Below are 24333 nucleotides of genomic sequence, written 5' to 3'. Positions count from 1 at the left end.
GCCCCTACCCTTTCATCACGTTGACGTCTTCCACGGCGATGGAACCGCGGTTCCGGTGGAAGACCACCAGGATCGCCAGGCCGATCGCCGCTTCGGACGCGGCCACGGTCAGCACCAGCATGGTGAAGATTTGCCCCATCATGTCGCCAAGGAACGACGAGAAGGCGACGAAGTTGATATTCACCGACAGCAGCAGCAGCTCGATAGACATCAGGATGACAATCACGTTTTTCCTGTTCAGGAAGATCCCGAAGATCCCGATCGTGAACAGGATCGCCGCGACCGAAAGATAGTGCGACAGACCGATTTCCATGGACGCCTCGCCGTGCTCCCCTCGTTTACCCCAACCGGAAACCGCACGGAGGAGCGTGCCGGTGTCCGGGCTTTCCCAGACCAACCTGCTTTTGCGGGTTGCCCCGAGAAAGCAGAAAAGTTGATCAATTCAAAAGTGCTGGAGCACCGTATCCGCGATGGTTTCAACGCGGGACGCTCCTGAACGCAATGAAATTGCGTCAGATACCTTTTCCCGTTTCCACTTTCCGGACCTCGATGGCGGTTTCGCGGTTACGCGCAACCTGATCCGGGATGCTTTGACGTTTGACATTCGGCTTGTGGCGCAGCGTCAGGACGATCGCCCCGATCATCGCCACCAGCAGCACCAGGCCAGCGACCTGGAAGAAGTAGATGTATTTCGTGTAGAGCACCGACCCAAGTGCCTGGATGTTGCTGGTTTCGGTCAGCGGCGGCATCGGTTCGGCGCCGTGTCCGAGCATTTCCGGTGCAATGACCCAGGCCCCCAGGCCCATCAACAGTTCGACAAGCAGAATCAGCCCGATCAAGGCTCCGACCGGCATGTACTGCAGGAAGCCCTGGCGAAGCTCGACGAAATCCACGTCCAGCATCATCACCACGAACAGGAACAGCACCGCGACCGCGCCGACATAGACGACAACCAGCAGAAGCGCGAGATATTCCGCCCCCAGGAGAATGAACAGGCCGGCGGAATTCACGAAGGCGAGAATCAGGAACAGAACCGAGGACACCGGGTTGCGGGACGCGATCACCATGAAGGCGGACGCCACCGTGACGCCGGCAAACAGGTAGAAAAAGAGGGCTTTCAGGATCATTTCTAAGACCTGTCTGTCGTATGGCCTGTCGGCCGGAAGTGCGGTGCCCGGCCGGATTGCCGGGCGGAAGTCGAAGTGTCCGGTTAGCTCCTAGCGGTAAGGAGCGTCCATTTCAATGTTTCGGGCGATTTCACGTTCCCAGCGGTCGCCATTCGCAAGCAGCTTGTCCTTGTCGTAGTAAAGCTCCTCACGGGTTTCCGTAGCGAATTCGAAATTCGGTCCCTCGACGATCGCATCCACCGGGCAGGCTTCCTGACAGAAGCCGCAGTAGATGCATTTGACCATGTCGATGTCGTAACGCGTGGTCCGGCGGGTGCCGTCGTTGCGGCGCGGGCCGGCCTCGATTGTGATGGCCTGCGCGGGGCAGATCGCCTCGCAGAGTTTGCAGGCAATGCAGCGCTCTTCACCATTGGGATAACGGCGCAAAGCGTGTTCGCCGCGAAAACGCGGGCTCACCGGTCCCTTCTCGTAGGGATAGTTGATTGTCGGCTTCGGCTTGAAGAAGTAACGCATCGCAAGAATGAATGCGGATACGAACTCCTGCAGAAACAGCGATTTGACGGCTTGATTAAGTCCCATCGCTTTTTTGCCTCTCTTTCCTCAACCTGCCAGCTGGCTGGCGGCCCAATACCCGATAATCGGAAAACCGATCACCGGAACACCAAAAATGACGACGCCCAGAAGCGTCTTGTATCTTGCCGCGGCACCACCGTCGCCTCCGGCCTGTCTGTTTTTCGTTTCCATCGCCTGGAGCATCCCTTTCAGGATCTTCCAGTCGAGCCAGCCGACATAAAGGCCGACAGCGGCACCGATCAGCCCGGCAAGCGAGATGCTCACGCCGCGCCCGGAGCCCAGCCCATGATCATCAGCACTGCGGCCACGACAACGACCATACCCAGCGACAGCGGCAGGAACACCTTCCAGCCGAGACGCATCAGCTGATCATAGCGGTAACGCGGCACCATCGCCTTCACCATGGCGAACATGAAGAAGCCGAGGAAACATTTCAGCAGGAACCAGACGATGCCCGGAACCCAGGTGAACGGCGCGAAGTCGAACGGCGGCAGCCATCCACCCATGAAGAAGATGCTCATGAGCGCGCACATCAGGCAGATGGCGACATACTCACCGAGCATGAACATCATGTACGGCGTGGAACCGTATTCGACCATGAAACCGGCAACCAGTTCAGATTCCGCTTCCGCCAGATCGAACGGCGGGCGATTGGTTTCCGCCAGCGCCGAAATGAAGAACACCACGAACATCGGGAACAGCGGCAGCCAGTACCAGTTCAGGAAGGACAGCCATGGCACGCCAAGCAGCGTCGCGAGCCCGGTCTGCTGGGCCATAACGATGCCGGAAAGGTTCAGCGTCCCCGCGCACAGAAGCACCGTGACGATCACGAAGCCGATGGAGACCTCATAGGACACCATCTGCGCGGCAGACCGCAGCGCCGACAGGAAGGGATACTTGGAGTTCGATGCCCACCCGCCGATGATCACGCCGTAGACCTCGAGCGAGGACACGGCGAAAACGAAGAGCACGCCAAGATTGATGTTGGCGATCACCCAGCCGTCGGCGACCGGAATAACCGCCCAGGCAGCCAGCGCCAGCAGAACCGACACCAGCGGAGCCAGCAGGAACAGGATCTTGTTCGAGCCCGCCGGAATGACCGGTTCCTTCAGAACGAACTTCAGAAGGTCGGCAAAACTCTGCAGCAGGCCCCAGGGGCCGACCACGTTCGGTCCACGGCGGATCTGGACGGCTGCCCAGATCTTGCGGTCCGCATAAAGAACGTAGGCGACAATCACCAGAAGCACGACCATCAGCAAAATGCTCTGGAATGCCATCCACAGGAACGGCAGACCGTAGGTCGTCATGAACTCAGCCATATCGGTCCCCTACCCCTTATTCTGCTGCTTCCGCCGCCCGCGTTCTGGCGAGCGCCGAGCACTCCGCCATCACCTTGGACGCGCGTGCGATCGGATTGGTCAGATAAAAGTCCCGGATTACATTTGCAAATCCGGCGTTGTTCATTTTGGCCTTTGCGTTGGCCAGTTTTGCAATATCCGCGGCATCGCCCAGCTCGATCGCGTCGATGCCCGTCATATGCGGCACGGCTTCGAACAGCTTCGAGCGCAACTCGCTCAGCGAATCGAATTCCAGCGTCTGGCCGAGACTTGCGGACAGCGCCCGCAGGATCGCCCAGTCTTCGCGCGCATCGCCCGGCGGGAAGGCAGCCCGTTCGCCCAGTTGGACGCGGCCTTCTGTATTGACGTAGATCGCGGACTTTTCCGTATAGGCGGCGCCCGGCAGGATCACGTCGGCGCGATGCGCACCCTTGTCACCGTGAGTGCCCTGATAGACGACAAACGCGCCATCGGGAACCTCGACCTCATCGACACCGAGCAGGAACATGACATCGAGCGCACCGGATTCGAGCATGGCGGCGGTGTCCTTGCCACCCTCGCCCGGAACGAATCCGATGTCGAGCGCACCCACCTGGGCCGCTTCGGTATGCAGGATGTTGAAGCCGTTCCAGCCGTCCTTGATGACGCCGAGAGACTTAGCCGCCGCCGCAAGAGACGCCAGAACCTCGGCCCCGTCGGCCCGGTTGAGCGCGCCCTGACCGATGATGAACATCGGTCGTTCGGCCTTGCTCGGAGCATGGTCGACAAATTGTTTCAGGCTGTCCGGACCGGCGCCGATATAGGTGACCGGATAGGTCAGGTCGGCGTTTTCGCCGATCAGGCCGATCTGAACGTCACCGCGCGACCAGCGCTTGCGGATGCGCGCATTCAGAACCGGTGCTTCCTGGCGGGGATTGGTGCCGATCAGCATGATAGCGTCGGCCTCTTCGATCCCCTGGATCGTGGAGTTGAAGATATAGCTGGCGCGGCCGTTCTTCGGATGCAGCGGCGACCCCGGGAAACGGCTGTCCATGTTGGCGGAGCCGAGCTTTTCCATCAGGCTCTTCAGCGCGAACATTTCCTCAACGCCCGAAAGCTGTCCTGCCAGCGCACCGATACGCTCGGCCGGTGCCGCTTTCACCTTTTCGGCGATGATTGCGAAGGCTTCCGACCAGGAGACCGGCTGCAGCTTGCCGTCTTTCTTCGCGTAAGGCCGGTCGAGCCGCTGGGTCTTCAGGCCGTCCCAGATGTAACGGGTCTTGTCGGAGATCCACTCTTCGTTGATCTCCTCATTGAGCCTGGGCATCACGCGCATGACTTCCTTGCCGCGCGTATCGACCCGGATCGCCGATCCGAGCGCATCCATCACGTCGATGCTTTCCGTCTTGGTCAGCTCCCACGGACGGGCATGGAAGGCGTAGGGCTTGGACGTCAGCGCACCGACCGGGCACAGATCGACAACGTTGCCCTGCAGTTCAGAGGACAGCGCCGCTTCCAGATAAGTGGTGATTTCAGCATCTTCACCGCGGCCGATCAGGCCCATGTCCGCAACTCCGGCCACTTCCGTGGTGAAGCGAACGCAGCGCGTGCAGTGAATGCAGCGGTTCATGATCGTCTTGACGAGCGGGCCGATATGCTTGTTCTCGACCGCCCGTTTGTTTTCGTCGAAGCGCGAAGTATCGACACCATAGGCCATCGCCTGGTCCTGCAGGTCGCACTCGCCGCCCTGGTCGCAGATCGGGCAATCCAGCGGGTGGTTGATGAGCAGAAACTCCATCACCCCTTCGCGAGCCTTCTTGACCATCTCGGATTTCGTTTCGACCACAGGTGGTTCGCCATTGGGGCCCGGACGCAGATCCTTGACGCCCATGGCGCAGGAAGCGGTCGGCTTCGGCGGTCCGCCCTTGACCTCTACAAGGCACATGCGGCAGTTGCCGGCAATCGACAGCCGGTCGTGATAGCAGAAGCGCGGAACCTCGGCGCCCGCCTCTTCACAAGCCTGAAGCAGCGTATAGTCCGCCGGGACATCCACTTCGTTGCCGTCGATGATGAGCTTCGTCATCCGTTGCTCTCCAAATCCCGTTCCGCTTACTCAGCCGCCACCATGGTCGAAGACGTCTTCGACCTGGCCACAAAGTCATCGATGCGCTCTTCGATGACAGGCCGGAAATTCTTGATCAAGCCCTGGATCGGCCAGGCGGCCGCATCCCCGAGCGCGCAGATCGTGTGCCCCTCGACCTGCTTGGTCACCTTGAACAGCATGTCGATCTCCTCATAGGAGGATTCGCCCTTCACCATGCGCTCCATCACGCGCCACATCCAGCCGGTGCCTTCCCGGCACGGCGTACACTGGCCGCAGCTCTCGTGCTTGTAGAAATAGCTCAGCCGGGCAATCGCCTTGATGATGTCCGTCGACTTGTCCATGACGATCACCGCCGCCGTGCCGAGGCCGGAGCCCATGCCGCGCAGCGTGTCGAAATCCATCGCGGCATCCTTGATCTGCTCCGCCGTGCAGCAGGGCACGGAGGAACCGCCGGGAATAACCGCCAGAAGATTGTCCCAGCCGCCACGGATCCCGCCGCAATGCTTGTCGATCATTTCCGAGAAGGGAACGCCCAGGGCTTCCTCGAAGGTCGCCGGCTGATTGACATGCCCGGAAACACAGAAAAGCTTGGTGCCGGTGTTGTTCGGCTTTCCGATGGCGGAGAACCAGGCCGCGCCACGGCGCAGAATGGTCGGCGCCACGGCAATCGATTCGACGTTGTTCACCGTTGTCGGGCATCCGTAGAGACCGACATTGGCCGGGAACGGCGGCTTCAGGCGCGGCTGGCCCTTCTTGCCTTCCAGGCTCTCCAGCAGCGCGGTTTCCTCGCCGCAGATGTAGGCGCCGGCGCCGTGGTGAACGTAGATGTCGAAATCGTAGCCGTTCTTGTTGTTCTTGCCGATGAGACCGGCATCGTAGGCCTGATCGATGGCCGCCTGCAGGCGCTCGCGCTCACGGATGAACTCGCCGCGCACATAGATATAGGCGGCGATCGCACCCATGGCGAAACCGGCAATCAGACAGCCCTCGACCAGCGTATGCGGGTCATGGCGCAGAATTTCACGGTCCTTGCAGGTGCCGGGTTCCGACTCATCGGCATTGACCACCAGATAGGCCGGACGGCCATCTGATTCCTTGGGCATGAAGGACCATTTCAGGCCGGTCGGAAAGCCCGCCCCGCCACGGCCGCGCAGGCCGCTGTCCTTCATTTCCTGAACGATCCAGTCGCGGCCCTTGTCGATCAGGCCCTTGGTGTCGTCCCACTGGCCGCGCTTCTTCGCGCCTTCCAGGCCCCAGTCATGCAGACCGTAAATATTGGTGAAGATCCGATCCTGATCTTTCAGCATCTCTTCCCCCTAGTCTTCGCTCTTGGAGGAGGCCACTTGACCGGCATCCACGCGCTTGGAAAATTCCGTATCCCCGCCACCGGCGAGCGTTTTGGCCTGTTCGATCCAGCCGTCCCGTTCGATCCGGCCCTTGAATTTCAGCCGGCTGTCGACCCAGGCAACCTCTTGCGGACCCCAGCTTGCGACCTGGTCGAAGTGGTAGAAACCGAGTTCATTCAGCGTTGCTTCCAGCTTCGGACCCACGCCCTTGAGCTTTTTCAAATCGTCCGGCTTGCCGCCACGCGCCTGCGTCAGCGTTTCCGGTGCTTTTTCATTGCCGGCGGGCGCCTGGGGTGTTGCCGCCTTTTTCTCCGGGGCGTCCCCTGCGGTCTTTGCCTTGACTGCCGTTTTTTTACCCGGATCGGACTTTTTCGGCGCGGAAGCTGCCTCGTTCTCGACCGGTTTCTTTTCCGCACGCGCCGCGACTTCGGCTCTCACCCGTGCAACGGCATCCTCCGCCGGAGTGGGAACGCCATCGTAATCATTGCCGCCTGCGTTTATGGGGGCACCGGCAAACAGATGGGAAGCCTTTTCGGATCCGTCGACGATATGGGCAACGGGAAGCTCGCCCCTGGTATCGTCGTCGATGTCGGAGAGTGTGGTCTGACCGCCCTCCGCCATGGCGAAACGGCGACCGTTCTGCGGGCCCGGCGTGACTTCCTTGCCGGCGGCAATGTCGTCGATCAGCTGGTTGAAGCTCTCCGGCGTCAGATCCTCGTAGGTATCCTTGAAGATCTGTACCATCGGTGCATTCACACAGGCGCCCAGGCATTCAACCTCCTCCCAGGAGAACATGCCGTCGTCTGAAATTTCATGCATGTGCTTGGCGATACGGGACTGGCAGATCTTGATCAGGTCTTCCGAGCCGCGCAGCTGGCACGGAGTGGTGCCGCAGACCTGGATATGGGCTTTCTTGCCGACCGGCTGAAGCTGGAACATGGTGTAGAAGGTCGCCACTTCCAGAACACGAATCCTCGGCATGTCCAGAAGGTCAGCGATGTAACGGATCGCAGGCTCGCTCACCCAGCCGTCATTCTGTTCCTGCGCACGCCACAAAAGCGGAATGACCGCGGAGGCCTGACGGCCGGTCGGGTACCGGTCGATCAGCTTCTTTGCCCACGCGAGATTCTTCTCCGTGAAATCGAAGCTGTCTGGTTGTTCCGCGGCAAGTCGGCGAACTGCCATGGTGCTATCCCCGTTCTTTCAAAGTGACCGGAGCCGGACGGGCGGCTGCCAGGGTCGAATATTTCTGGCGGGCGGTCCGCATCAGCGGTCGACCTCACCGAACACGATGTCCATGGACCCGAGCACCGCCGAAACATCAGCGAGCATGTGGCCCCGGCACAGAAAATCCATTGCCTGAAGGTGCGCGTAGCCCGGCGCCTTGATTTTGCAGCGGTACGGCTTGTTGGTGCCGTCGGCAACCAGATAGACGCCGAATTCGCCCTTGGGCGCCTCAACGGCGGCATAAACCTCACCGGCGGGCACATGATAGCCTTCGGTGTAGAGCTTGAAGTGGTGAATAAGCGCTTCCATGGACCGCTTCATTTCACCGCGCTTCGGCGGAACGACCTTCCCGTCGGTCGTGGAAACCGGTCCGGTCTCGACGGTCAGCTTTTCCAGACATTGCTTCATGATGCGGACCGACTGGCGCATCTCTTCCATACGGATCAGATAACGGTCGTAGCAGTCGCCGTTCTTGCCGATCGGAATGTCGAAATCAAGCTCGGAATAACACTCGTAAGGCTGCGATTTGCGGAGATCCCATGCCGCGCCCGAACCGCGAACCATGACCCCGGAGAACCCCCAGGCCCAGGCATCGTCAAGATCGACAACACCGATATCGACATTGCGCTGCTTGAAGATGCGGTTGTCGGTCAGCAGACCCTCGATGTCGTCCAGCGTCTGCAGGAACGGATCGCAGAAATCCCAGATATCGTCGAGCAGATCGCGCGGCAGGTCCTGGTGCACGCCACCCGGGCGCACATAGGCCGCATGCATGCGGGCCCCGCAGGCGCGCTCGTAAAACACCATCAATTCTTCACGCGGCTCAAAACCCCAGAGCGGCGGCGTGAGGGCGCCGACATCCATCGCCTGGGTCGTCACGTTCAGAAGATGAGACAGAATACGACCGATTTCGGAGAAGAGCACACGCACAAGCTGGCCGCGTTTCGGCACTTCGATACCGACCAGACGCTCAACCGCAATGGCAAAGGCATGCTCCTGGTTCATCGGCGCAACATAATCGAGCCGGTCGAAATACGGGATAGCCTGCAGATAGGTCTTCTGCTCGATCAGCTTTTCGGTGCCCCGGTGCAACAGGCCGATATGCGGATCGACCCTGGTCACGACCTCGCCGTCAAGTTCCAGCACCAGGCGCAGCACACCATGGGCAGCCGGGTGCTGCGGACCGAAGTTGATGTTGAAATTCCGTACCTGAGCCTCAGCCATGTTGAGGATCCTGCTGTTGGGTGAAATACGCGATGACTTCAGCACCGGTCATTCTGCTTGTCTCGTTGGCAAAGGCGAAATTGGCAGGCTGTTCGTCGACAAAGATTTCGCTCGTCAGTTTGAAGACAGACGGATCGTCGAAAGCCTGAGCGGAAGCGCTTGTGTGCGAGCCGTCGGCCATCCTCCAGAACAGCGACGTTCCACACGTCTTGCAGAACACACGCTCACCGTAGCCGGAGGACTTGTAGACGCCGAGTGCATCTTCATTTTCCAGCTGAACGTCGTTGCAGCCGACAGCCATGAAGACACCGCCAGTCCAGCGACGGCACATGGAACAATGGCAGATACCCATTTCGGGTTTCTCCGGCTCCGCGGTGAACCGCACCGCGCCACAAAGACAGCCGCCTGAAAGCCGTTCGCTCATCCTTGCCCCGCCCTAATTCGTCGTTGCTTTTTCGTCGCCGGGAAGCACGTAGTCCGTGCCTTCCCAGGGCGAGAGAAAGTCGAAGGTCCGCATTTCCTGGTTCAGCCGCACGGGCTCATAGACGACACGTTTCTTCTCGTCGTCATAGCGCACTTCCACGAACCCGGTGACCGGGAAATCCTTGCGCAGCGGATGCCCGTCAAAACCATAGTCGGTCAGGATGCGGCGCAGGTCCGGATGGCCGGAAAACAGGATGCCATACATGTCATAGGCTTCGCGCTCAAACCATTCAGCGCCGGGAAACAGCGGCGTCAGAGAAGCAACCGGTGTGGTCTCGTCGGTCGCCACCTTCACGCGGATGCGCTGGTTCTGGACCGGAGACAGGAAGTGATAGACCACATCGAAGCGCTTCTCGCGCTCGGGGTAGTCCACGCCGCAGATATCGGTCAGATTGACGAACTTGCAGGAGCTGTTGTCGCGCAGGAAACGGATCGCGTCGAGCACGCCGGTCGCATCCACGGTCAGCGTCAGCTCACCGTATTCGGCCTGCCAGGAAACAAGGATTTCTCCCAGACCAAGCTCAATATGCTCGGCGAGTTCCTTCAAAGTCTCGTCCATCGCGTTCGACCTCACTCCTGGGGAGCCTCAAATTCAAGACGCCGGGCGTCTCATACCTTGAATCCGCCGCCACCGGGCGGCAGATTTCTATCGTTCAATCGTACCGGTACGGCGGATCTTCTTTTGCAGCATCAGGACACCGTAAAGAAGCGCCTCGGCGGTCGGAGGGCACCCCGGCACATAGATATCGACGGGGACAACACGGTCGCATCCGCGCACCACCGAATAGGAATAGTGATAGTAGCCGCCGCCGTTGGCACATGATCCCATCGAGATCACGTAGCGCGGCTCCGGCATCTGGTCATAGACCTTGCGCAGGGCCGGTGCCATCTTGTTGGTCAGCGTACCGGCGACGATCATCACGTCGGACTGACGCGGAGAGGCGCGCGGAGCAAAGCCGAAGCGCTCGGCATCGTAGCGCGGCATCGACATCTGCATCATTTCCACGGCGCAGCAAGCCAGACCGAACGTCATCCACATAAGCGAACCGGTGCGCGCCCACTGGATGAGATTGTCGGTCGAGGTAACAAGAAAGCCCTTGTCGCCGAGCTCATTGTTGACTTCGAGGAAAAACGGATCGTCCGCGCCAACCGGATTGCCGGTATTGGGATCGATGATGCCTTTCGGCTGCCGTGCGACGAGCGGCTCGGTCGAGGTCAATCCCATTCCAGCGCTCCCTTTTTCCATTCGTAGATAAATCCGATGGTCAGCACACCGAGGAAGACCATCATGGACCAGAAACCGTACCAACCGAGTTCGCCGAACACCGTTGCCCATGGGAACAGGAAGGCGACCTCAAGGTCAAAGATGATGAACAGGATAGACACAAGATAAAAGCGCACGTCGAACTTCATGCGCGCGTCGTCGAAGGCGTTGAAGCCGCACTCATAGGCCGACAGCTTTTCCGGGTCCGGATTCTTGTAGGCCAGAATGAACGGGGAAATCAGCAGAGCAAGGCCGATCACCAGGGCAATGCCGATGAAGACGACAATCGGGACATATTCCCGCAACAGTTCTTCCATGTCTTTCGCGTCCTTGCATATGGAGGCGGATCGGGAGGCGATCCAGGCCGGGGCTGCGGCCCTCTCGTCACATCTCCCGACCGAAAGCGCTTGAGCCCGCCGGCCGAGTGAAACCAACATGCGAGCGCACGCTTAGCTTACGACTTGGTGCAACGCAAGACCCAGATCTGGGCAAACTCCTGCCACAGTTGGACCAATTTCCCGCGCACCCTCTACAATTCCCTCTTTTCAGCCACTTTGCAGCGGCACAAAACTTTGCACAAGCAGACAAGGAAATATGCCGCACCTGCGATAGAAATCCACCCCTCCCACAGAATCGGATCTGAACCATCGGTATAGCAAAAGGCGAACAATTTGAAGCCGCTGCGTAACCATGGGAATCGGCCTGTGGAACCGGTCAGCGTGTCACCTGGATGCGACGCATATCGCGAAGCTCCGCAGACGAAGCTGAGATTTCGCATCAAGTTCTATTGGGAAGATATTGAGAATTCGATAAAAACCGTGAGTGGCGCGAGTGACGGGACTCGAACCCGCGACCTCCGGCGTGACAGGCCGGCACTCTAACCAACTGAGCTACACCCGCACATTCACGGCAGTTAAGCGCCCTTCCCTGACCGCTGTCTCAAGCAATCTGGAAAGTGGCGCGAGTGACGGGACTCGAACCCGCGACCTCCGGCGTGACAGGCCGGCACTCTAACCAACTGAGCTACACCCGCTTGCGGAATGAACGAGCGTCCGTTCCGAAGTGGCGCTGATGTACGGCGGCTGGATTGCGAAGTCAAGCGCCGAACACATTCTAATGTGTCGAATTTTTAAAACCCCGCCGGTTACGACACTTCGGACGAATGAATTCCCTTCAGTCTTTGTGGATAAGGTCTCAAGAAAGCAGCAAGCGGTCGGATTCGGCAAAACCGGTTGGTCCGCGCTTTGTCATTTTCCTCAATGCCTTGCACCGATCATGGCGCTAAAAAGTTTCCCAGAGGCCAACAATCGGGACATGACGCGCATCATATCACGATCAGGCAACACCATTGCATATGGCACCCAGGCACGGATCGTGACCTGGCGATACAAATCGGAAAAAAGACCGGGGAAATGGTGGGCGATGAGAGACTCGAACTCCCGACATCTTCGGTGTAAACGAAGCGCTCTACCAACTGAGCTAATCGCCCTCTATGAGGTGAGACGCCTTTTAGGTTGTCCCTTGGCACTTGGCAAGAACAAAATAAAACAGATCCGGCTGATCCCCACCTGCTGTGGATGAGTGCACGCCTGCCCCCGCTATGGTCCTTCCCGATCAAAGGAAACCCGGACAAATACCGCCTCCCCGGCGGTCCCTGCGGCGAGCCTCTTGCTGCTCGGCCTCGCGAGCTTTCCGCTTGCCTCCCTGACGCATGCGGCCAGATCCACGAACGGTGTCAGCGGTGTCGTCATCGGCGCGGGAATCGATTGCTGAAAATGAGAGACCCCGCATCCGGCACCGGATACGGGGTCTCGCGAAGAACTCGCGTGCGAGCGCCTTAGGCGTTCACAGCGTCCTTCAGGCCCTTACCGGCCTTGAACTTCGGCGTCTTAGAAGCCGGGATCTGGATCGTTTCGCCAGTCCGCGGGTTCCGGCCTTCGGTGGCAGCACGTGCGGAAACCGTGAAATTACCGAAGCCGATGATGCGGACTTCGTCTCCGCCTTTCAGCGTCTGAGTGACCACGTCGAAAGTTGCGTCAACTGCTTCGCCTGCCTGCGCCTTGGTGAGGCCGGTCTTTTCTGCAACAGCTGCGATCAGATCGTTCTTATTCATAGCAGATACCTTTCTAAGAAACGGCAGATTGCCGACGATTCCTGTCAGCGCCGTTGCGCGAAATTCGTGCGAAATGACTCGAAACGCAAGTGGTTTTTTCGCAGAAAACCGCCATTTTGACCAATTATTCAAAAGAAAAGCCCCGGATTTGCCGGGGCTTGACATTTTTTGCGCTTGCAAGAGGCTTTTAGTGAGCGAAAAGGCCCGCTTTTTCCTCTTCCGACTCACCCGCCTTGGTTGCGGCTTCCGCAGCGTTTTCATCCCATTCAATCGGCTCGGGAACCCGGACGAGAGCGTTCTTCAGCACCTCTTCCATGCTTGAAACCGGAATGATCTCCAGCGAGTTCTTCACCGAATCCGGGATGTCGGCCAGATCCTTGGCATTGTCTTCAGGGATCATAACCAGTTTGATTCCGCCCCGCAGTGCGGCCAGAAGCTTCTCCTTCAAACCACCGATCGGAAGGATTCTGCCTCGAAGCGTGATTTCGCCCGTCATTGCCACATCCCGGCGAACCGGGATGGCGGTCATCGTGGAGATGACCGCGGTTGCCATGGCGATACCGGCGGACGGACCGTCCTTCGGTGTCGCGCCTTCCGGCACGTGCACGTGAATGTCCTTCTTGTCGAAGGTCGGCGGCTTGATGCCATAGGCGATCGCGCGCGAGCGGACATAGGAGGCCGCTGCCGAAATCGATTCTTTCATCACGTCCTTCAGATTGCCGGTGACAGTCATCTTGCCCTTGCCCGGCATCATCACGCCTTCGATGGTCAGCAACTCGCCGCCGACCTCGGTCCAGGCAAGACCGGTGACAACACCGACCTGGTCTTCCAGCTCGACTTCGCCGTACCGGTAGCGCGGCACACCGAGATATTTCTCGACCACTTCTTCCGTAACGGTGACGCTTTCCTTGTCGCTCATCAGGATATCCTTGACCGCCTTACGGGCAAGGGTCGCCATTTCGCGCTCAAGATTACGCACGCCGGCTTCACGGGTGTAGCGCCGAACAACGAGATGCAGGGCATCGTCCTCAATGGAGAACTCGCCTTCGCGCAGCCCGTGATCCTTCTCCGCCTTCGGGATGAGGTGACGGCGGCAAATTTCCACCTTTTCCTCTTCCGTGTAACCGGCAATCCGGATCACTTCCATACGGTCCATCAGCGGACCGGGGATGTTCAGCGTATTGGCCGTCGTCACGAACATCACGTCCGAAAGGTCGTATTCGACTTCCAGATAGTGATCCATGAAGGACGAGTTCTGTTCCGGATCCAGCACTTCCAGAAGCGCCGAAGACGGATCGCCCCGGAAATCCATGCCCATCTTGTCGATCTCGTCGAGCAGGAAGAGCGGGTTGGACTTCTTCGCCTTCTTCATCGACTGGACGACCTTGCCCGGCATCGAGCCGATATAGGTCCGGCGATGGCCGCGGATCTCGGCCTCATCACGCACGCCGCCCAGCGACATGCGAACGAATTCACGGCCGGTCGACTTGGCGATCGATTTGCCGAGCGAAGTCTTGCCGACACCGGGAGGACCAACAAGGCACAGGATCGGACCGCGCAGCTTGTTCGCCCGGCTCTGCACCGCAAGATACTCGATGATCCGTTCCTTGACCTTTTCGAGACCGTAATGGTCCGTGTCGAGAACCTTTTCGGAAAACGCCAGATCATGCTTGATCTTGGATTTCTTGTTCCACGGAATGCCGATCAGCCAATCGAGATAGTTGCGCACGACGGTCGCCTCGGCGGACATCGGGCTCATCTGCTTCAGCTTCTTCATTTCGGCGGCAGCGCGCTCGCGCGCCTCCTTGGTCAGCTTGGTCTTCTTGATCTTTTCCTCAAGCTCCGCGATCTCATCGCGGCCGTCCTCGCTGTCGCCAAGCTCCTTCTGAATGGCCTTCATCTGCTCATTCAGATAGTACTCGCGCTGGGTCTTCTCCATCTGCCGCTTGACGCGGGAGCGAATGCGCTTTTCGACCTGCAGAACGGAGATTTCGCTCTCCATCATGCCCAGGACGCGCTCAAGCCGCTCGGCGACGGATACGACACCAAGGATTTCCTGCTTTTCCGGGATCTTGATCGCCAGATGCGAAGCGATCGTATCCGCCAGCTTGGAGTAGTCGTCGATCTGGTTGACCGCGCCAAGAACCTCCGGAGAAACCTTCTTGTTCAGTTTCACATAGTTTTCAAACTCGGAAATCACGGAGCGGGCCAGCGCTTCCACTTCGATTTCCTCGCCGTCGCGCTCCGGAAGAACCGTTGCAGTGGCTTCGAAATAATCCGCGCGGTCGCTGTAGTCTCCGATCTGGGCGCGTGCGCCACCTTCGACCAGGACCTTGACCGTGTTGTCCGGAAGCTTGAGCAACTGCAAGACGGTCGCGAGCGTTCCGACGTTATAGATCTGGTCCGGATTGGGGTCATCGTCGGCGGCATTCATCTGGGTTGCCAGAAGAATGTGCTTGTCCGTGGTCATGACCTCTTCCAGGGCCTTGATCGATTTCTCGCGGCCGACAAACAGAGGCACGATCATGTGCGGAAAGACGACGATGTCGCGCAGGGGCAGTACAGGATAGACGGCGGTGCCGTCCGGATCGATGGCGCGTGTTTCTGCGTCGCTCATTTTTTTTCCTTTCTCGGCGTGTTCCGGCCCCACTCGCTAAAAGGCAGCCTGAACACTGAAATACGGCTTTCGGCTGTTGTTCCGATTGGCCGGACCGCAGCACCCCGACTGGGCATGCCGACAATCCGCACGAGCCGTCCTTTAGGGCTATTAGGTGGACACCTGACCTGCCGGTGTCAAGGTCGCGCCATACGATGGCGAAGTCTTGTCTGTTGACGACTCGCTGCCCCGGTGGATAAGCCGCCGGCACGGCACAATCGGGCGAAAAAAGCAAAATGCCGCCCTTGTCGAGCGGCATTTATTCACGATTTTACCGTGTCCGGATCCATCAAGCGCTTGTCGCGGAGGTTTCCTCGCGATCCTCGTAGATATAGAGAGGACGCGCTTCGCCCTTCACCACTTCCGGCGAGATCACGACTTCCTTGACACCCTTGAGGCCCGGCAGCTCGTACATGGTATCGAGCAGAATGGACTCAAGGATGGACCGCAGACCGCGAGCGCCCGTCTTGCGGTGGATCGCCTTGCGGGCAATCGCCTTGAGCGCATCCTCATGGAAGGACAGTTCGACCTGTTCCATTTCGAAGAGCCTCTGATACTGCTTGACCAGAGCGTTTTTCGGCTCTGTCAGGATGGTCACCAGAGCGTCCTCGTCCAGGTCTTCCAGAGTTGCAATCACCGGCAGACGACCGACGAATTCAGGAATGAGACCGAACTTCAGCAGATCTTCCGGCTCCAGCTCCGAAAACAGCTCGCCGATCCGGCGGTCTTCCGGGGCATGCACCTGGGCCTGGAAGCCGATGGAGGTCTGGGTGCCACGGTCGGAAATAATCTTGTCGAGCCCCGCAAAGGCGCCGCCGCAGATGAACAGTATGTTGGTCGTGTCCACCTGCAGGAATTCCTGTTGCGGATGCTTGCGGCCACCCTGGGGCGGGACGGAAGCGACCGTGCCTTCCATGATCTTCAACAGTGCCTGCTGCACGCCTTCACCGGAAACGTCCCGGGTGATCGACGGATTGTCGGCCTTGCGGCTGATCTTGTCGACTTCGTCGATATAGACGATGCCGCGCTGAGCGCGCTCGACATTGTAGTCGGCCGACTGCAGAAGTTTCAGGATGATGTTTTCAACGTCCTCGCCCACATAACCGGCTTCGGTCAATGTGGTGGCATCGGCCATTGTGAACGGCACATCCAGGATCCTGGCAAGGGTCTGCGCCAGAAGCGTCTTGCCGCAGCCTGTCGGACCGACGAGCAGGATGTTGGACTTGGCCAGTTCCACATCGTTGTTCTTGGAGGCGTGGTTCAGGCGCTTGTAGTGGTTGTGGACGGCAACCGAGAGAACCTTCTTCGCACTGCCCTGCCCGATGACATAGTCATCCAGAACATCGCGAATTTCCTGAGGGGTCGGGATCCCGTCCCGTGACTTCACCAGCGAGGATTTGTTTTCCTCGCGAATGATATCCATGCACAGCTCGACACATTCATCGCAAATGAAAACAGTCGGGCCGGCGATCAGCTTACGCACCTCATGCTGGCTCTTGCCGCAGAAGGAGCAGTAGAGCGTATTCTTTGAATCGCTGCCGCTGGCCTTGGTCATACAATTAACCTCGCGTTTTCGGGGAGTGTCTCCCCTTATCTTTCCGGATGCGGTCGAATTATGACTGAACCGGTTTTGAAGAGATGCATTAGCACCCCTTCACAATCTGATGTCACCATGCTTCACCATTAAAAATCAATATAGGTTTAAGGCGAAGATGAAAACCCGGCATTATTCGGGCTTTTTCCGGTCTTAAATCATGGAAATTGTTACCATGCTTAAGACCGGGTAAGCCTGATCACTTTTCAGTCTCTTCACCGAGCGTCGTGCGATCGGTTATCACCTTGTCCACGATCCCGAATTCCTTGGCCCTTTCGGCGGTCATGAAGTTGTCGCGCTCCAGCGCTTCTTCGACCTGATCGAGGCTCTGTCCGGTATGTTTCACGTAGATGTCATTCAGCCGGCGCTTCATCGCAAGAATTTCCTGTGCATGAAGCATGATATCGGCTGCCTGACCGCGAAAACCGCCTGAAGGCTGATGAACCATCACCCGCGCATTCGGCAGAATGAATCGCATGTCCTCATGGCCGGCGGCCAGCAAAAGCGATCCCATCGAGGCTGCCTGACCGATACACAGCGTCGAAACCGCCGGACGGATGAACTGCATCGTGTCGTAGATCGCCAGACCGGAGGTAACGAGACCACCGGGGGAGTTGATATAGATCGCGATTTCCTTGCTCGGGTTTTCCGCTTCCAGATAAAGAAGCTGGGCACAGATCAGGGTAGCCACGTGATCTTCGACCGGGCCGGTCAGGAAGATGATGCGCTCCTTGAGCAATCGCGAATAGATATCGAAGGCCCGCTCTCCGCGGTTTGTCTGTTCGACAACCATCGGCACGAGCGTATTCATGTAGATATCGGCAGGATCCTTCATACCTCATCCATAAGCTTGAGATGGGCCCGGCAGTCAGCCGGACCTGATTCAACCCCCCGAGCGCATCGATCAGGGGCCTGAGTCGAAAAAAGCGACACCCCGTATATATGGGATGTCGCCCTCAACGCAAAGTCATGACAGATACGGCGTGAAGGCAAAGTTAAGACCGCCGCCGCATCTGGGGATTAGTGGGAACAAGCTCAGGCTTCTTCCTCTTCCTCCGCGACCAGTTTCTCCAGCTCTTCCTTGGTCACCGTCTTGTCGGTCACCTTGGCGAGTTCAAGCATGAAGTCGACGACTTTTTCCTCGTAGATCGGAGCGCGCAGGCTTGCCAGCGCCTGCTGGTTGTTCTTGTAGAACTCGAACACCTGCTGCTCCTGGCCCGGAAACTGACGGACCCGGTCATATAGCGCGCGCTGCAGTTCTTCGTCGGTGACCTGAATGTTGTTCTTCTCACCGATTTCGGAAAGCACCAGACCGAGACGCACACGGCGTTCGGCGATCTTGCGGTATTCCGCCCTCGCCTCTTCTTCCGTGGTATCCTCGTCCTCGAAAGTCTTCTCGTTACGCTTCATGTCCTCTTCGACCTGGTTCCAGACCACGTCGAACTCGGAGTTCAGAAGCTTTTCCGGAAGGTCGAAGGAGTAATGCTCGTCCAGCTTGTCGAGAAGCTGACGCTTGACGCGCTGACGGGTCATCTGGCCGAACTGGCCCTCGATCTGGCCGCGAACGATTTCCTTCAGCTTGTCGAGCGATTCAAGGCCGAGGCCCTTGGCAAACTCGTCATCGAGGGTGACTTCACCCGCGACAGAAACTTCCTTTACGACAACGTCGAAGGTTGCCGACTTGCCGGCAAGGTGTTCTGCCGGATAGTCATCCGGAAAAGACACTTCCACGACCTTCTCGTCACCGGCCTTCAAACCGATCAGCTGCTCTTCGAAGCCCGGAATGAACTGACCGGAGCCCAGAACCAGCATGCCGTTTTCGTCGGCGCCGCCCTCGAAGGGCTCACCGTCGATCTTGCCGAGATAGGACATGGTGACACGGTCGCCGTTTTCGGCGGCCCCGTCCTTGGCTTCGAACGGCGTGTTGTTCTTGGCGATGTCGGCAACCTGGGTGTCGACTTCCTCGTCGGCGATCTCGACGACCGGACGCTCGATTTCGATACCGGAGAAATCGACGATCTCGAAGGACGGCAGAACATCGTAGGTCATCTTGAAGGACAGATCGGCATCGCCCGCCAGGATCTTTTCCGCTTCTTCGTCGGGCAGATCGATTTCCGGGGTCAGAGCCGGGCGCTCGGAGCGCTCCTCGACAGCCTTCTGGGTGGTTTCCTGGATAGTATTCGACAGGATTTCCGCCATCGCCTGACGGCCATACATCCTTTTCAGGTGCGCGAGCGGCACCTTGCCCGGGCGAAAGCCCTTGATGTTGGCTTTGGACTTCATGTCGTCCATGTATTCATCGAGCTTGGCGGCGAGATCGCCGGCCGGAATGTCGATCTTGAGCTCTCGCTTCAGGCCCTCGGCGAGGGTTTCGGTTACCTGCATGGGTTTTGTCGTCCTCGATCCTGAGCGGCAGTCCGCTCCGGAGGTTTTGTTTTTAAAATTCCGTGTGCCGCATCGCCTGCACTCCCCTTTTCCCGGAAGCGTCCGAATGACAATGCATCGCCCCGGACGGAATCCGAGACGCACGATGGATGCGCGATAAAGGTTGGTGTGGAAAGTGTCAAGGGGAGAGCGGGGAATTGCGGGGTGAAACCTGCATCAAGGCGGCTTCGATCCGGCCTTTGATTTCTGCCGGGAACACACAAATGCACCGCCCATTCATCCAATAGCCGCGCTCAAGTAGGCCGGTGGCCGGTAATGCGATCAAGCTATGGTACGGATGAAGGGACTTGAACCCCCACGCCTTGCGGCACCAGAACCTAAATCTGGCGTGTCTACCAATTCCACCACATCCGCATCTCAGGGAGATTTTGACCCCCCTGTCTGAAGCGGGGCCTCTATAGCACTGCTGGTTTTTCCGTCAAAGCAAAAAGCTCCGGCCGTATTCAGAGCCCGGCAGTTTTGTCCACAAGCGCACGGATCGCGGTTTTAAGAGCAGGAGCCAGATCCTCGGCAATCAGCCCCGGCCCGGCAACCCGGCCTGCTTCGCCATGCAGCCAGACTGCCTGGCAGGCAGCCTCGAAACCCGGCACGCCTTGCGCCAGAAGCCCGGCGGAGATCCCGGCAAGAACATCGCCGGACCCGGCCGTCGCCAGGAACGGTGGTGCGTTGTCATTGATCGCGGCCCGCCCGTCAGGTGCGGCGACCACCGTATCGGCCCCCTTGAGAAGAACAATGGCGCCGGAGCGTCCCGCCGCCCGGCGCGCGCGGGCGAGCTTGTCGCCTTCAATGTCCGGAAACAGCCGGGCGAATTCGCCGTCATGCGGGGTCAGCAGAACCGGCGCCGGCGTATCGCCAATCAGGGCAAACAGCTCTTCCGCATCGTCTGCAAAGCTCGTCAGCGCATCGGCGTCCAGCACGGTTGCACGGTTTTGTTTCAAAATCGCGGTGACCGCGGCCCGGGTCCTCTCACCGACACCGTAACCGGGCCCGATCAGCACGGCATTGAACCGCCTGTCGGCAAGAAGCGCATCCATGGCTTCCGGTCCGGAAACCTTCTTCAGCATCACCGCCGTCAGATGGCAGGCATTGACCATCATTGCGTCCGGCGGCGAGGCCAGGGTTACCAGCCCTGCCCCGGCCCTCAGGGCCGCGCCTGCCGAAAGCCGCGCCGCGCCCGTGGCCGACATCGGCCCGCCGAAAACAACCGCATGGCCTCTGGTGTATTTGTGGCCTAGCGGATCGGGCCGCGGCCAGTCACCCAGCCAAAGCTCCGGTACATTGTGAAAGGTCGCGGGCGCGATCCGGCCCAGCACATCTGCCTTTATCCCTATGTCAGCGACCGAGACCGGGCCACACAGGCACCGGCCGGGATCGAGAAGGTGCCCCGGCTTGCGGCGGAAAAAGGTTACCGTAGCGTCCGCCTTGACGGCCGCCCCCAAATCCGCGCCGGTCGCACCGTTCACGCCGGACGGCAGATCGACCGCTAGCACCGGACGGCCAGATCGGTTGACAGCCTCCGCAAGGGCCCGGGCCGAGCCGGCGAGCGGCCGGTCGAGCCCGGCCCCGAACAGCGCGTCGATGATCAGATCCGCATGCTCGAGCTCGGCGCTCAGAGCAGGTGCAGTCCCCTCACCATCGGGAACGACCATTTGCGCAAGCACATTTTGCGCGCTCATGCGCACATAGGCCTCGAGCGCATCTCCCGTAAGTGTTTCAGCCGCCTCGAGAAGGTGGACCCGCACCGTGTGTCCAGCGGCGGCAAGACAGCGCGCGGCGATGAACCCGTCGCCACCATTGTTACCGGGGCCGCACAGGATGGAGATCCGGGCGGTTGCGGGGATCATTTTCGTGGCAGCACTTGCCACCGCCTGCCCGGCCTTTTCCATAAGTTCGATACCCTGCACGCCACCGGTTATGGTGATCCGGTCCGCCTGCCCCATTTCCGCAGGCGTCAGCAGAACCGGGTTGGAAAACGCAATGTCCGGGTTCATCTCAAAAGGCCTCCAGATACCCGTTTTGCAACCTGCACAGCTTCGCCGTTTTTGTCGAGTTCTCGGAGTGACATAGAGCCGCTCTCTTCGGTTTTGTCTATTTTTTAGGCTGTTTGCATATTGTTTAATCACAAGATCAGTGCTTCAAACGGAACTCCTCGGAAGAACTGGTTGGTTTTGCCGCTTTTAGTGGCGGAAATCTCCACTCTGAGAAAATATGTAGGAGGCGGCATTGGTTTGGCACGTATCGTGCTTTATAGCCAGCAACGGCCCTCACGGGCCTTTCGGAGCATCCCGCGTCCTGCCGGATCTGGACGAGATGCCCCGAGACCGCAAGATCGATCAACCTGCATTCATATGAGACCATGTGATTGCGGGACGATTGAGGGTCTGCCTGACCCCAAGCCTTCCGAAGGAAGGTCCGCCGAATAATTCCGGCCTGATATGTGGAGAGAGACAAAAGGTGATGAAAAAGATCGAGGCGATCATCAAGCCCTTCAAACTGGACGAGGTCAAGGAAGCTCTGCAGGAGGTCGGCCTCCAAGGCATCACCGTTACGGAAGCCAAAGGCTTTGGCCGACAGAAGGGACATACGGAGCTTTATCGCGGCGCCGAATATGTTGTGGACTTTCTGCCGAAGGTGAAGGTCGAAATCGTGCTCGGCGACGACATGGTCGAAAAAGCCGTTGACGCGATCCGTTCCGCAGCCCAAACCGGCCGAATTGGCGACGGCAAGATCTTTGTTTCCAATATTGAGGAAGCTGTACGTATCCGGACGGGCGAATCCGGTATCGACGCTATCTGACCCACCCGTTCCCGGCATCCGCCGGTGATCCCAATTCCGGTCTCGAGCAACGGGCCAACATTCAAGGACCCCAGCCGGGCCGGAACCAAACCCAACCGTTCACACTATAAATCAAGGGATGGACACTATGACCACTGCCGCTGAAGTCCTGAAGGAGATTCAGGATAAGGACGTGAAATTCGTCGACCTGCGCTTCACCGATCCGAGAGGCAAAATGCAGCACGTCACCATGGACGTTGCTCTTGTAGACGAAGACATGTTCGCTGAAGGCGTTGCCTTCGACGGCTCGTCCATCGCCGGCTGGAAGGCCATCAACGAGTCCGACATGATGCTGATCCTCGATCCGGAATCCGCGCATATCGACCCGTTCTTCGCCCAATCCACACTGGCGATCTTCTGCGACGTCGTCGACCCGATCACCGGCGAAGGCTACAACCGCGATCCGCGCATGACCGCCAAGAAGGCGGAAGCCTACGTGAAATCCGGCAGTTTCGGCGACACGATCTACATCGGTCCGGAAGCTGAATTCTTCATGTTCGACGACGTTCGCTTCACCGCTGACCCGTACAACACGGGCTTCGTTCTCGACGGTGCCGAACTGCCTTCGAACATGGGTTCCGAGTACGAAACCGGCAACCTCGGCCACCGTCCGCGCACCAAGGGCGGCTACTTCCCGGTTCCGCCGATCGACAGCGCCCAGGACATCCGCTCCGAAATGCTGTCCGTCATGGGTGAAATGGGCGTTCCGACTGAAAAGCACCACCACGAAGTGGCCGCTGCCCAGCACGAACTCGGCATGAAATTCGACCACCTGACACGGTGCGCCGACAACATGCAGGTCTACAAATATGTCGTGCACCAGGTTGCCCATGCCTACGGCAAGACCGCGACCTTCATGCCGAAGCCAGTTTTCGGCGACAACGGCACCGGCATGCACTGCCACCTGTCCATCTGGAACAAAGGCGAGCCTGTGTTTGCCGGCAACCAGTATGCCGACCTGTCCGAGACCTGCCTGTACTTCATCGGCGGCATCCTGAAGCACGCCAAGGCCCTGAACGCCTTCACCAACCCGTCGACCAACTCCTACAAGCGTCTGGTCCCGGGTTATGAAGCACCGGTTCTGCTGGCATACTCCTCGCGCAACCGTTCCGCCTCCTGCCGTATTCCGTTCACGGCGTCTCCGAAGGCGAAACGCGTCGAGGTCCGTTTCCCGGATCCGACAGCGAACCCGTACCTGTGCTTCTCCGCGCTGCTGATGGCCGGCCTTGACGGCATCAAGAACAAGCTGCACCCGGGCGATGCCATGGACAAGAACCTCTACGACCTGCCGCCGGAAGAACTCTCCGAAATCCCGACGGTTTGCGGATCGCTCCGTGAAGCTCTGGAAGCTGTCGATGAGGACCGCGAGTTCCTCAAAGCCGGTGGCGTGTTCGACGACGACCAGATCGATGCCTACATCGAACTGAAGATGGAAGAAGTCGAGCGCTTCGAAATGACGCCGCATCCGGTCGAATTCGACATGTACTACTCGGTCTAAGAGCTTCCGCTCTTTTGGATAAGGAAAACCCCGGTCATATGGCCGGGGTTTTTTGTTGAGGTGCCGTTCGCCTAGCATGCCGTTGCAGGATTCAGAGGAAACCTCTGAGTCTGCCGGCTCAAAACGAAAAAGCCTCCCGGAGGAGGCCATTCGTTCGCGTGATGTTGACTACCCTCAGTAACAGACCTGGCGATACCCGACGACCACATACTGGCGATGGTAGGGGTTCCAGCGGCGGATCGGCTGATTGTGGCAGCGTACGGGTGCGTGATAGCGCGGCTGAGCCTGCGAGGCGATGATGGCACCTGCGGCGAGACCAAAAATGGCACCTGCGGCGATGGCGCCTGCACGGCGGTTTCCGGCCTGGGCTTCATTCGGCGTCATGGTGACGGCGGCGGTTGCGACGGTGGCAACGGTTACGGCGGCGATGGCGAACTTGCGAAACATGTCTTTTCCTCTCAACTGGTCTTCAGCGGCATTGGGCTGGCTGATGAGGAAACACTAGCCACCGCGGAAATTTTTCTCTGT

At 58.9% G+C, this 24333-nt stretch carries 22 protein-coding genes and 4 tRNA genes; 2 read left to right on the top strand and 24 right to left on the bottom strand.

All coding sequences use genetic code 11. The features are described from left to right. Nucleotides 1-4 precede the first annotated feature (4 nt). The 23 genes from nuoK to OA90_RS23465 all read right to left on the bottom strand — a co-directional run bounded on the left by nuoK (nucleotide 5) and on the right by OA90_RS23465 (nucleotide 21463). Complete coding sequence (nuoK, locus tag OA90_RS23575) at nucleotides 5-313, bottom strand: NADH-quinone oxidoreductase subunit NuoK (RefSeq protein WP_068418566.1); 309 nt, start codon at nucleotides 311-313, stop codon at nucleotides 5-7. A gap of 199 nt (nucleotides 314-512) precedes the next feature. Beyond that, entirely contained in the window at nucleotides 513-1127 is a 615-nt protein-coding gene (locus OA90_RS23570; RefSeq protein ID WP_068418510.1) for an NADH-quinone oxidoreductase subunit J, read from the bottom strand. Between the two features lie 90 nt (nucleotides 1128-1217). Beyond that, entirely contained in the window at nucleotides 1218-1706 is a 489-nt protein-coding gene (gene nuoI, locus OA90_RS23565; RefSeq protein ID WP_068418507.1) for an NADH-quinone oxidoreductase subunit NuoI, read from the bottom strand. Between the two features lie 21 nt (nucleotides 1707-1727). After that, complete coding sequence (locus OA90_RS23560; RefSeq protein WP_068418504.1) at nucleotides 1728-1964, bottom strand: NADH dehydrogenase; 237 nt, start codon at nucleotides 1962-1964, stop codon at nucleotides 1728-1730. Then, nucleotides 1961-3019 (bottom strand): NADH-quinone oxidoreductase subunit NuoH, encoded by a 1059-nt coding sequence (gene nuoH, locus OA90_RS23555; RefSeq protein ID WP_068418497.1) that lies wholly within the window; start codon nucleotides 3017-3019, stop codon nucleotides 1961-1963. The genes OA90_RS23560 and nuoH overlap by 4 nt, the downstream gene beginning before the upstream one ends. Nucleotides 3020-3035: 16 nt before the next feature. Then, nucleotides 3036-5099: an NADH-quinone oxidoreductase subunit NuoG gene (gene nuoG, locus OA90_RS23550; protein ID WP_068418493.1), complete on the bottom strand. Its 2064-nt coding sequence runs from the start codon at nucleotides 5097-5099 to the stop codon at nucleotides 3036-3038. 26 nt (nucleotides 5100-5125) lie between these two features. Then, the gene (gene nuoF / locus OA90_RS23545) at nucleotides 5126-6427 is read right to left on the bottom strand and encodes an NADH-quinone oxidoreductase subunit NuoF (protein WP_068418490.1); all 1302 of its coding nucleotides are present in this window, start codon (nucleotides 6425-6427) and stop codon (nucleotides 5126-5128) included. A gap of 9 nt (nucleotides 6428-6436) precedes the next feature. Beyond that, the gene (locus OA90_RS23540; protein ID WP_068418487.1) at nucleotides 6437-7651 is read right to left on the bottom strand and encodes an NADH-quinone oxidoreductase subunit E; all 1215 of its coding nucleotides are present in this window, start codon (nucleotides 7649-7651) and stop codon (nucleotides 6437-6439) included. 81 nt (nucleotides 7652-7732) lie between these two features. Then, complete coding sequence (locus OA90_RS23535) at nucleotides 7733-8917, bottom strand: NADH-quinone oxidoreductase subunit D (protein ID WP_068418485.1); 1185 nt, start codon at nucleotides 8915-8917, stop codon at nucleotides 7733-7735. Further along, the gene (locus tag OA90_RS23530; protein ID WP_068418482.1) at nucleotides 8910-9341 is read right to left on the bottom strand and encodes a GFA family protein; all 432 of its coding nucleotides are present in this window, start codon (nucleotides 9339-9341) and stop codon (nucleotides 8910-8912) included. The genes OA90_RS23535 and OA90_RS23530 overlap by 8 nt, the downstream gene beginning before the upstream one ends. Before the next feature lie 12 nt (nucleotides 9342-9353). Further along, the gene (locus OA90_RS23525; RefSeq protein ID WP_068418479.1) at nucleotides 9354-9959 is read right to left on the bottom strand and encodes an NADH-quinone oxidoreductase subunit C; all 606 of its coding nucleotides are present in this window, start codon (nucleotides 9957-9959) and stop codon (nucleotides 9354-9356) included. 87 nt (nucleotides 9960-10046) lie between these two features. Then, nucleotides 10047-10625 (bottom strand): NADH-quinone oxidoreductase subunit B, encoded by a 579-nt coding sequence (locus OA90_RS23520; protein WP_068418475.1) that lies wholly within the window; start codon nucleotides 10623-10625, stop codon nucleotides 10047-10049. Next, complete coding sequence (locus tag OA90_RS23515; protein WP_068418473.1) at nucleotides 10616-10981, bottom strand: NADH-quinone oxidoreductase subunit A; 366 nt, start codon at nucleotides 10979-10981, stop codon at nucleotides 10616-10618. Before OA90_RS23515 ends, OA90_RS23520 begins: the two co-directional genes overlap by 10 nt. 506 nt (nucleotides 10982-11487) lie before the next feature. Next, nucleotides 11488-11564 (bottom strand) — tRNA-Asp (locus OA90_RS23510). 56 nt (nucleotides 11565-11620) lie between these two features. After that, nucleotides 11621-11697, bottom strand: a tRNA-Asp gene (locus tag OA90_RS23505). A 380-nt stretch (nucleotides 11698-12077) separates the two neighbouring features. Beyond that, nucleotides 12078-12153: transfer RNA gene (locus OA90_RS23500), tRNA-Val, on the bottom strand. Nucleotides 12154-12501: 348 nt separating this feature from the next. Then, on the bottom strand, nucleotides 12502-12777 hold the full coding sequence (locus OA90_RS23495) for an HU family DNA-binding protein (RefSeq protein WP_068418563.1): 276 nt from the start codon (nucleotides 12775-12777) through the stop codon (nucleotides 12502-12504). 187 nt (nucleotides 12778-12964) lie between these two features. Further along, nucleotides 12965-15394 carry an endopeptidase La gene (gene lon / locus OA90_RS23490; RefSeq protein ID WP_068418471.1) on the bottom strand — a complete coding sequence of 810 codons (2430 nt, stop codon included), beginning with the start codon at nucleotides 15392-15394 and terminating at the stop codon, nucleotides 12965-12967. A 328-nt stretch (nucleotides 15395-15722) separates the two neighbouring features. Then, nucleotides 15723-16988, bottom strand: a complete 1266-nt coding sequence (gene clpX, locus OA90_RS23485; protein ID WP_068418469.1) for an ATP-dependent Clp protease ATP-binding subunit ClpX — start codon at nucleotides 16986-16988, stop codon at nucleotides 15723-15725. 238 nt (nucleotides 16989-17226) lie between these two features. Then, entirely contained in the window at nucleotides 17227-17862 is a 636-nt protein-coding gene (locus OA90_RS23480) for an ATP-dependent Clp protease proteolytic subunit (protein WP_068418464.1), read from the bottom strand. A gap of 200 nt (nucleotides 17863-18062) precedes the next feature. After that, a complete protein-coding gene (gene tig / locus OA90_RS23475; protein WP_068418460.1) occupies nucleotides 18063-19412 on the bottom strand; it encodes a trigger factor in 1350 nt (449 codons plus the stop codon). 329 nt (nucleotides 19413-19741) lie between these two features. Next, nucleotides 19742-19826: transfer RNA gene (locus tag OA90_RS23470), tRNA-Leu, on the bottom strand. 89 nt (nucleotides 19827-19915) lie between these two features. Then, nucleotides 19916-21463: a bifunctional ADP-dependent NAD(P)H-hydrate dehydratase/NAD(P)H-hydrate epimerase gene (locus OA90_RS23465; protein ID WP_068418457.1), complete on the bottom strand. Its 1548-nt coding sequence runs from the start codon at nucleotides 21461-21463 to the stop codon at nucleotides 19916-19918. A 466-nt stretch (nucleotides 21464-21929) separates the two neighbouring features. Here OA90_RS23465 and OA90_RS23460 point away from each other — a divergent pair, with 466 nt between their 5' ends. Both OA90_RS23460 and glnA read left to right on the top strand, forming a co-directional pair. Continuing rightward, the gene (locus OA90_RS23460; RefSeq protein ID WP_006934743.1) at nucleotides 21930-22268 is read left to right on the top strand and encodes a P-II family nitrogen regulator; all 339 of its coding nucleotides are present in this window, start codon (nucleotides 21930-21932) and stop codon (nucleotides 22266-22268) included. 127 nt (nucleotides 22269-22395) lie between these two features. Beyond that, nucleotides 22396-23805 carry a type I glutamate--ammonia ligase gene (gene glnA / locus OA90_RS23455; RefSeq protein ID WP_068418454.1) on the top strand — a complete coding sequence of 470 codons (1410 nt, stop codon included), beginning with the start codon at nucleotides 22396-22398 and terminating at the stop codon, nucleotides 23803-23805. Between the two features lie 174 nt (nucleotides 23806-23979). Here the strand turns inward: glnA and OA90_RS23450 are convergent, their stop codons facing one another. Next, complete coding sequence (locus OA90_RS23450) at nucleotides 23980-24252, bottom strand: tyrosyl-tRNA synthetase (protein WP_068418451.1); 273 nt, start codon at nucleotides 24250-24252, stop codon at nucleotides 23980-23982. Nucleotides 24253-24333 lie beyond the last annotated feature (81 nt).

Origin of the sequence: Labrenzia sp. OB1 (genome assembly GCF_001624695.1) — a bacterium.
Lineage (GTDB): Bacteria > Pseudomonadota > Alphaproteobacteria > Rhizobiales > Stappiaceae > Roseibium.
Note: the sequence above shows the minus strand (reverse complement) of the source record. Positions and strands in the feature narration are given on the sequence as shown.

What these genes read in the sequence shown, in the direction of transcription:
- OA90_RS23540 (WP_068418487.1), bottom strand. Translation starts at nt 7,651, where the DNA reads ATGGCAGTTCGCCGACTTGCCGCGGAACAACCAGACAGCTTCGATTTC.
- OA90_RS23530 (WP_068418482.1), bottom strand. Translation starts at nt 9,341, where the DNA reads ATGAGCGAACGGCTTTCAGGCGGCTGTCTTTGTGGCGCGGTGCGGTTC.
- OA90_RS23515 (WP_068418473.1), bottom strand. Translation starts at nt 10,981, where the DNA reads ATGGAAGAACTGTTGCGGGAATATGTCCCGATTGTCGTCTTCATCGGC.
- OA90_RS23495 (WP_068418563.1), bottom strand. Translation starts at nt 12,777, where the DNA reads ATGAATAAGAACGATCTGATCGCAGCTGTTGCAGAAAAGACCGGCCTC.
- OA90_RS23460 (WP_006934743.1), top strand. Translation starts at nt 21,930, where the DNA reads ATGAAAAAGATCGAGGCGATCATCAAGCCCTTCAAACTGGACGAGGTC.
- tig (WP_068418460.1), bottom strand. Translation starts at nt 19,412, where the DNA reads ATGCAGGTAACCGAAACCCTCGCCGAGGGCCTGAAGCGAGAGCTCAAG.
- OA90_RS23480 (WP_068418464.1), bottom strand. Translation starts at nt 17,862, where the DNA reads ATGAAGGATCCTGCCGATATCTACATGAATACGCTCGTGCCGATGGTT.
- nuoH (WP_068418497.1), bottom strand. Translation starts at nt 3,019, where the DNA reads ATGGCTGAGTTCATGACGACCTACGGTCTGCCGTTCCTGTGGATGGCA.
- lon (WP_068418471.1), bottom strand. Translation starts at nt 15,394, where the DNA reads ATGAGCGACGCAGAAACACGCGCCATCGATCCGGACGGCACCGCCGTC.
- nuoK (WP_068418566.1), bottom strand. Translation starts at nt 313, where the DNA reads ATGGAAATCGGTCTGTCGCACTATCTTTCGGTCGCGGCGATCCTGTTC.
- OA90_RS23535 (WP_068418485.1), bottom strand. Translation starts at nt 8,917, where the DNA reads ATGGCTGAGGCTCAGGTACGGAATTTCAACATCAACTTCGGTCCGCAG.
- clpX (WP_068418469.1), bottom strand. Translation starts at nt 16,988, where the DNA reads ATGACCAAGGCCAGCGGCAGCGATTCAAAGAATACGCTCTACTGCTCC.
- nuoF (WP_068418490.1), bottom strand. Translation starts at nt 6,427, where the DNA reads ATGCTGAAAGATCAGGATCGGATCTTCACCAATATTTACGGTCTGCAT.
- nuoG (WP_068418493.1), bottom strand. Translation starts at nt 5,099, where the DNA reads ATGACGAAGCTCATCATCGACGGCAACGAAGTGGATGTCCCGGCGGAC.
- OA90_RS23465 (WP_068418457.1), bottom strand. Translation starts at nt 21,463, where the DNA reads ATGAACCCGGACATTGCGTTTTCCAACCCGGTTCTGCTGACGCCTGCG.
- OA90_RS23520 (WP_068418475.1), bottom strand. Translation starts at nt 10,625, where the DNA reads ATGGGATTGACCTCGACCGAGCCGCTCGTCGCACGGCAGCCGAAAGGC.
- OA90_RS23450 (WP_068418451.1), bottom strand. Translation starts at nt 24,252, where the DNA reads ATGTTTCGCAAGTTCGCCATCGCCGCCGTAACCGTTGCCACCGTCGCA.
- OA90_RS23570 (WP_068418510.1), bottom strand. Translation starts at nt 1,127, where the DNA reads ATGATCCTGAAAGCCCTCTTTTTCTACCTGTTTGCCGGCGTCACGGTG.
- glnA (WP_068418454.1), top strand. Translation starts at nt 22,396, where the DNA reads ATGACCACTGCCGCTGAAGTCCTGAAGGAGATTCAGGATAAGGACGTG.
- nuoI (WP_068418507.1), bottom strand. Translation starts at nt 1,706, where the DNA reads ATGGGACTTAATCAAGCCGTCAAATCGCTGTTTCTGCAGGAGTTCGTA.
- OA90_RS23525 (WP_068418479.1), bottom strand. Translation starts at nt 9,959, where the DNA reads ATGGACGAGACTTTGAAGGAACTCGCCGAGCATATTGAGCTTGGTCTG.